This window comes from Hyphomonas sp. (assembly GCF_046313735.1).
In the GTDB taxonomy this organism is placed as follows: Bacteria; Pseudomonadota; Alphaproteobacteria; order Caulobacterales; family Hyphomonadaceae; genus Hyphomonas.
Genome location: NZ_JBKBXW010000096.1, coordinates 1 through 2,558 on the forward strand (window position 1 = coordinate 1; position 2,558 = coordinate 2,558).

Consider the following 2,558-nt stretch of genomic DNA (forward strand, 5'->3'; position numbering starts at 1 on the left):
GGAGCCGGTCGCTCGATCCGAGCGTGTAGGCGCCGATGCGCTGGGTTTCGCCAACCGTGACGGCTTCGCGCGCGCCGGCCGTCGGGGTTGTGCCGCAGGCCGCAACGGCAAAGCTCAGCATAAGGGTCAGGACGGCTAGTAAAGTTCGGAGGGTCGGCATGATCATGTCTCCCATGTGTCGACTAGAGCGGACGGCAAAGCCGTCCCGCGCTTTGGATGTACTCGGTCTCAGGTGCTGAGAAAAGCAACATCTGTGCCGAACAGGCGCGCGGCCGAGAGCCGCCCTGTCAGGAAGGCGCCAGTGTCGAGGCCAATCCGCCGGTCGTCGCGGTAGATCGCGTCCTCCGGCGTGTGGCCATGCACCACGAGATGGGGGAATTGTGTGCGGTCGTGCAGGAACTCATCGCGGATCCAGAGCATGTCGCGCTCCATCTGCTCGCTGAGGCCGATGCCAGGACGCAGGCCGGCATGGACGAACAGGTAATCGCCGGCGACATGACAGGCCTTCAGGGATTCCAGGAAGGTCAGATGGCTTTCCGGCAGGCGGGCGCGAAACTCGGTCCAGACCTTTTCCCAAGCGGCGCGCGCGGCGGCCATCTCTTCATGCGAACTGAGGCTGGCGCGGACATTCGGCGGGGCGAAGCCGTAGGAATAAAGTGTCTCTGCGCCGCCGAACTGGGCCCATTGCTTGCCGAAGCTCGGTTCCTGCCGGAAGCGGAGCAGGGCCTCTTCATGATTGCCGAGGAGGTAGACGGGATTGTAGCGATCCAGCGCGCCGCTGGCGAAGTATTCGATGACATCGCGGGACTGAAGGCCCCGGTCGATATAGTCGCCGAGGAAGATGATCTGGGCCTGTGTGCCTTCGGGCAGGGTGGCGGCGTCAGCGTCGATCAGTTCGACGAGGCGCAGGAGCAGGTCCATCCGGCCATGAATGTCGCCCACGGCATAGAGGCAGACACCGTCTGGCGCGCAGGTCACGCGGGTCGGCACAGGCGGGGGGGCCGGCTCAGCCTCAAGGACCTCGTCGCCAGCGCCAGAGGCGAACACACGCTTGCGCATCACACCAGCTGACCGGGTCAGCTGGCTGAAGCGCGCCTTGAGCGCTGTTGCAAGATTACCTCGCCTGTTCGCCATTATACGCGTGTCCCACTTCCTTTATTTAGCTGATCACTCGAAGAATGAAAAGAATGTCATGTAACGCGGCGGGGTTTCCGCTGTGTCTGCTGCCAGAGGTATCCGGCTGCCCAGCAAACATGCATCGTTCCCGCTGCCAGACCGGCATAAAGCCCGCAGAGCGACTTTCGCTTGAGCGCCACAGCAGCCGATGCCCCGGCAAGTATGCTGGCATAGCCGAGCGGCAAGGCGAATGCCGGCAGGAAAAAGGGGCCGGCGGCCAAACCTACCACACTGCCTGCAAATGCAGATATGGGCACGGCCTGGCGCAATTTCAAACGCTGGCCATGTTTGGCGAGGTTTCGGGCCCGGCCCTTGCCATAGTTGAAGTATTGGCGGGCGAGCTTGCGGACCGAGCCGCGCGGCACGTAGCGGATGCGGATGCCGGCATCGAGCCAGACCTTGCCGCCGGCCTTGCCGAGGCGGACGTCATATTCGGCGTCTTCATTATGCGAGAAGGTGGGGTCATAGCCGCCAAGCTGGCGGAACCAGTTCAGGTCAAAGCCCGCATGGTGGCCGTGATCGACATAGGCCGAGCGCCGCCCGCCGCGATGGGCTGAGCCGCCCGAGCCAAGCAGCGTATCGACCACCCAGGCATTGCCTTTCTCGAAGCAGGTCTCCCCGACTGCGTCCATCGGCACGGCGACGGAGGCTGCGCCGGTCCGTTCGAGGGCGGAGGCGACGAGGAGGATGAAGTTCTGGGGATAGATGGAATGTGCATCGCAGCGCACGAGGAAGCGGGTGCGCTCGCTGGCCTTGGTCTCGGCGGCGAGGTTGACGGCGGCCGATTGCAGCCTGCCGGGATTGTGCAGGAGGTGCAGGTTCGGGAATTCGGACTTCAGCCGCTCGACAATGGCCTGGGTGCCGTCCGTGCTGCCGCCATCGGCGACGGTGAGCGGCACGAGGCGCAGGAGCGGACTGCCGGTCATCAGCGAGCGGATGCAGTCTTCTATATGGCGCGCCTCGTTCAGCGCCGGGATGGCGGCCAGAATCGTGGTCGGATCCGCCTTCAGGGCGGGTGTATGGGCAAGCTCCGGGTCAATCACGGTCAGCATCTGTCTCTAGCCTTGGCTCATATGTGCCGGAATGGATCAGCAAGTTCTGTTCCATCCGGGTTTATGGCTGATTTACCATGATGGCGCGCGACGCCCCAGCCCCTGCCGTATAAGCCGCAAAAGGCTGACCCTGCGAAAGCCTTGTGAAGCGGCGCAGACTCCATACTGTGTGGTCGTATAAGTATAAAACCGGAGGAAACAGATGATCGGCGTGATTGCGAAGCTGAAGATACAGGACGGCAAGCAGGCAGAGTTCGAGGAGGTCGCGAAGGACCTCATGGCCAAGGTCAAGGCGAACGAGTCCGGCTGTCTCACCTATCAGCTCTACAA

The 2,558-nt window shown here is 63.0% G+C and carries 3 protein-coding genes; 1 reads left to right on the top strand and 2 read right to left on the bottom strand.

Annotated elements, in window-relative coordinates:
* Positions 1 to 228: 228 nt before the first annotated feature.
* Together ACK4SV_RS16685 and ACK4SV_RS16690 are read right to left on the bottom strand one after the other, a co-directional pair.
* The gene (locus ACK4SV_RS16685) at positions 229 to 1,134 is read right to left on the bottom strand and encodes a metallophosphoesterase family protein (RefSeq protein ID WP_409918973.1); all 906 of its coding nucleotides are present in this window, start codon (positions 1,132 to 1,134) and stop codon (positions 229 to 231) included.
* Positions 1,135 to 1,190: 56 nt separating this feature from the next.
* Complete coding sequence (locus ACK4SV_RS16690; protein WP_409918974.1) at positions 1,191 to 2,228, bottom strand: glycosyltransferase family 2 protein; 1,038 nt, start codon at positions 2,226 to 2,228, stop codon at positions 1,191 to 1,193.
* Between the two features lie 202 nt (positions 2,229 to 2,430).
* On the opposite strand from ACK4SV_RS16690, the gene ACK4SV_RS16695 reads away from it, so the two are divergent.
* Positions 2,431 to 2,558, top strand: a 128-nt coding sequence (locus ACK4SV_RS16695; protein ID WP_409918975.1) for a putative quinol monooxygenase, incomplete at its 3' end; no start/stop codon positions are given.

Bases quoted from the DNA above. Each gene is read 5' to 3' on its own strand.
- ACK4SV_RS16690 (WP_409918974.1), bottom strand. From the start codon at position 2,228: ATGCTGACCGTGATTGACCCGGAGCTTGCCCATACACCCGCCCTGAAG.
- ACK4SV_RS16685 (WP_409918973.1), bottom strand. From the start codon at position 1,134: ATGGCGAACAGGCGAGGTAATCTTGCAACAGCGCTCAAGGCGCGCTTC.